The 3,395-nt window shown below is 37.8% G+C and carries 3 protein-coding genes and 1 pseudogene; all 4 read right to left on the bottom strand.

The features are described from left to right. Window positions 1-11: 11 nt before the first annotated feature. Window positions 12-551, bottom strand: a complete 540-nt coding sequence (locus F981_RS22775; protein WP_126038012.1) for an IS630 family transposase — start codon at window positions 549-551, stop codon at window positions 12-14. Continuing rightward, window positions 547-1,023, bottom strand: coding sequence for a helix-turn-helix domain-containing protein (locus F981_RS22770; protein ID WP_004726761.1), 477 nt, complete (start codon window positions 1,021-1,023; stop codon window positions 547-549). The genes F981_RS22775 and F981_RS22770 overlap by 5 nt, the downstream gene beginning before the upstream one ends. A gap of 496 nt (window positions 1,024-1,519) precedes the next feature. Next, window positions 1,520-2,134, bottom strand: coding sequence for a thiol:disulfide interchange protein DsbA/DsbL (locus tag F981_RS22765; RefSeq protein WP_004281881.1), 615 nt, complete (start codon window positions 2,132-2,134; stop codon window positions 1,520-1,522). A 177-nt stretch (window positions 2,135-2,311) separates the two neighbouring features. Continuing rightward, a pseudogene (locus F981_RS24395) lies at window positions 2,312-2,451 on the bottom strand (cation diffusion facilitator family transporter); the annotation flags it as partial. Window positions 2,452-3,395: the final 944 nt, after the last annotated feature.

Raw genomic sequence — 3,395 nt, 5'->3', positions numbered from 1 at the left:
ATAAGTATCAACTAAAAAGTAAACATGTATTCATTACCAAAACCCTTTGAAATCTGCCCAACCCAACGCTCTATTTGATCTGCCTTCATCACCTTAAAATCCCGCCAGTTATACTTCATCTGCTTCCAAACCATCTCAATTCTATTCAGCTCAGGACTATACGCAGGTAGAAAATACAAAGTCGTTGAATACTCTTGTACAAGAAGCTTTCGCCAATCTACCATCTGTTTGCTGCGATGAATCGAGGCATTGTCAACAATCAACACCAAAGGAACTTGATAGCTGCGTTTCACCTGTGCTGCTACACCCATCAAATAGGCATAAAACCAGCGACTGTTAACGGATTCCTGTAGGCAACTGGTGATCAGATGACCCGTTGACAGGAGACAACCCATCACATTGACTCGCTTTAGTCTTACAGCATCAACCGCATGAACATCGCCTATCTTTGTCCATGCATAACGGTTATCTGGCGTAGCCGAAAATCCTGTTTCGTCAACATAGCCCAATACAATTTCACCACGTGCCGCTTGCTCACGTAATGCTTCAATCTGCTGTTGCGCTTGTCCAAATGCGGTCGGGTCTCTTTTTTTTCAAGCTGTGGCGGGTGCGTTTGAAGACCATACCTGAATCTCGCAAAAACTTGCGCAGAGTTTCAACAGACACGGACACACCGTATTTTTCATGCAGTTTGACTCGGATCTGTTCTGCATTGAGTGGGCTTGTGTTGACCCACTCTAAGATTTGAACCTGATAGTCTGCGGTCAGTGTATTGGGTCGGCCTGAGCGACGGCCTTCTTGAATCGATTCAAACCGATGTAGCTCCCAATGTCGGCGTTGTAGCCTTATGGTTTCTGGGATACGCTCTTGTAACCTAGCAACTTCGGCAACAGTTTTACCTTCGGAAAGCCAGAGAATGGTTTGAGCACGTTGTCTTTCACGCCAATGTGCTGCGTGCTTGGTCAGAAGAATCAGTTGTTCACGTTCTTCTAAGCTGAGTGGGACGGTAACAATCCGTGGCATGTGCAAACATCGTTTAACCAAAAATGTCTTTTCGCATGCTTAGTTGTTTTTGTAAACTTAACATGATACGTCCTCATTCAAGTTTGAATAAGGCAACACCGGATGAATTTTATGATCAACATTTACTAAAAGTAATGGCAGCATAATTTAAATATTTAGAGCGGATTTATCACTTATAAAACTGAATTGAGTGGTCTAATTAACGGAACCACATTAATTCTGCGTGTTGAAATAGAAAGGAAAATTCATTTTCTGAATGAAGATATCGGGTATGAACTGGTAAAGATACAATCCACGATTCATATTCAATCCCATGACTTTAAAGCGCAAAGCGTGTTGCAGATGCAGCTCTTATTCCGAGGAATTTTACACTGGTATCGCCCGCCGATAGAAACACCAGATCCGGCAGTCAGGACGTAAATAACCATTCCTCCAGTTTAAATAAAAAAACCTGCAGATTCGATGCAGGTTTTTTTTAGAGATAATCAATCGCGTCTTATTTGGCTTTACGCTCTTTTTCAATCAGGTAATTTACCACCTGAATTACTTTGGCATCATTGCCCTGCACAATATATTTACCATTCACGGTCACCGCTGGTACACCGCTTAACTGATATTGAGCAGTCAAATTTTTTGCCTGAGCAATTTTTGACGAAATCGGGAATGATTTATAAGTCGTGTTAAATTTCTCTTCAGAAATACCATAACGGGTATAGAACTTGGCCAATTGTGCCTGTTCTAAAATTGGACGCTGCTTGTCATGAATATCATGGAATAACTGTAAATGTGCTTTTTGACGCACACCCAGGGCTTCTGAAACATAATAAGCACGTGCAGCCTGTTCCCAAAGCGGGTTCATTGCAGCAGGTGTACGTACAAAACGGATATCTTTGGGTAATTTTTTCAACCAGTCCTGCATATGCGGTTCCAACGTGAAACAGTGACCACAGCCATACCAGAAGAATTCACGTACCTCAATTTTGCCCGGTTTTTCGACTTTGACTGGTTTTGCGACCACCTGATAGTCCTGACCTGCCACAAAATTGGCCATAGCATTGCCTGAAAAGGCCAAAACAGATGCGGCAACAGCTCCTAAAAGGAATTTTTTCATTGGGATTATCGTCCTCTAAATCATTATGCTTAGTGTATGGGTTCACTATAAATCAATTATGCCGGTTCCGTTTTCATGCTGCGAACTTTTGTGCTATCAGAACCGCTACATTAAAGTATGCGACTGATTTTAAGTCAGTTAATATGGCCATTCGACCGCTATGTGTTTTTAGATAATCACAAAAGTTAAACTTTGAGTAATAAAAACGGTTATAATTTCTACGATTAAAACGTAGTGGTCAAACCTACAGTAAATATTAGCTTCTTACTATTCTCTTCAGTAACAGCCGCGTGGCTCTGAGAATGATCTTCTGACATACAATAGTTTCCTTATTCTATTTACGATTAGCTGAGAGACTTGAGTAAGCCTCAATATTTCTGCTAAAAATTGCTTACTATAATTGGTCAAGAAGCTTTCTTTTCATTTATCCACCGGGACAATATTGGTAATAAAACCAACATAAGAAGGGTTGATGAGATAATTCCTCCAATAACCACATTTGCTAGTGGGCACTTTACTTCTTTCTCCAATTCCAATGCCTCCCTAACTAATTAGAGAGTTTTAAGCATTATTACATGAATCTTTCCAGTACTATTGTTGCAAATATACTAAGTTGCATATTTATTCCTGCCTATGTATAGGAGCATATGTAACCCTAAAGTTTAAAATAGTCTTTTCGGATTATTTAAAAATTTGAAAATGGTAAAGAATAAATTAAAAACAATAAATATATTTATCATTCGATTTAAAAAAATTAATTAATCTTAGTTACACCATACTAAAAATAACTAATTTTTAGTTTTCCTAGTTATATGTGCTTCATTATAATTTTGAATTAATTCTCTTCACACCCTTTGCTTTTTTCATTGTTAATTATTTCTAAATTTTTCTCTAAGAAACGAAGTCCCCCATCAGCAAAACTACTGGTTGAAAAAACTATAGTAAAAATAACTAAAACAATCTTCATATATATATTATTGAATCTAATCATATCTTGGACCAAAAAATAATTTCTTCATATACTAATTCCTAGATATATACACCTAAATGACAACCAAATTACAAATTTGTAATTTTGTTAAGGTTTGTCCTAAAAAAAATAAATTAATACTATTTTAACAAAGATAAGTCGTTGCTGAAAAATTTGAATTGTAAGGGATTTAATTAGGCACTGTTGCAAATAGAGATTTGAGTCGATGATGTTCCCTTTAAAAAGTACTTAGAGACCGAAAACCCTGTTGATTAGACACACTTCACCCTG

It is taken from the genome of Acinetobacter guillouiae CIP 63.46, from assembly GCF_000368145.1.
Lineage (GTDB): Bacteria > Pseudomonadota > Gammaproteobacteria > Pseudomonadales > Moraxellaceae > Acinetobacter > Acinetobacter guillouiae.
The sequence above is the reverse complement of the archived record's forward strand: the minus strand, read 5'-3'. Positions and strand labels throughout refer to the sequence as shown.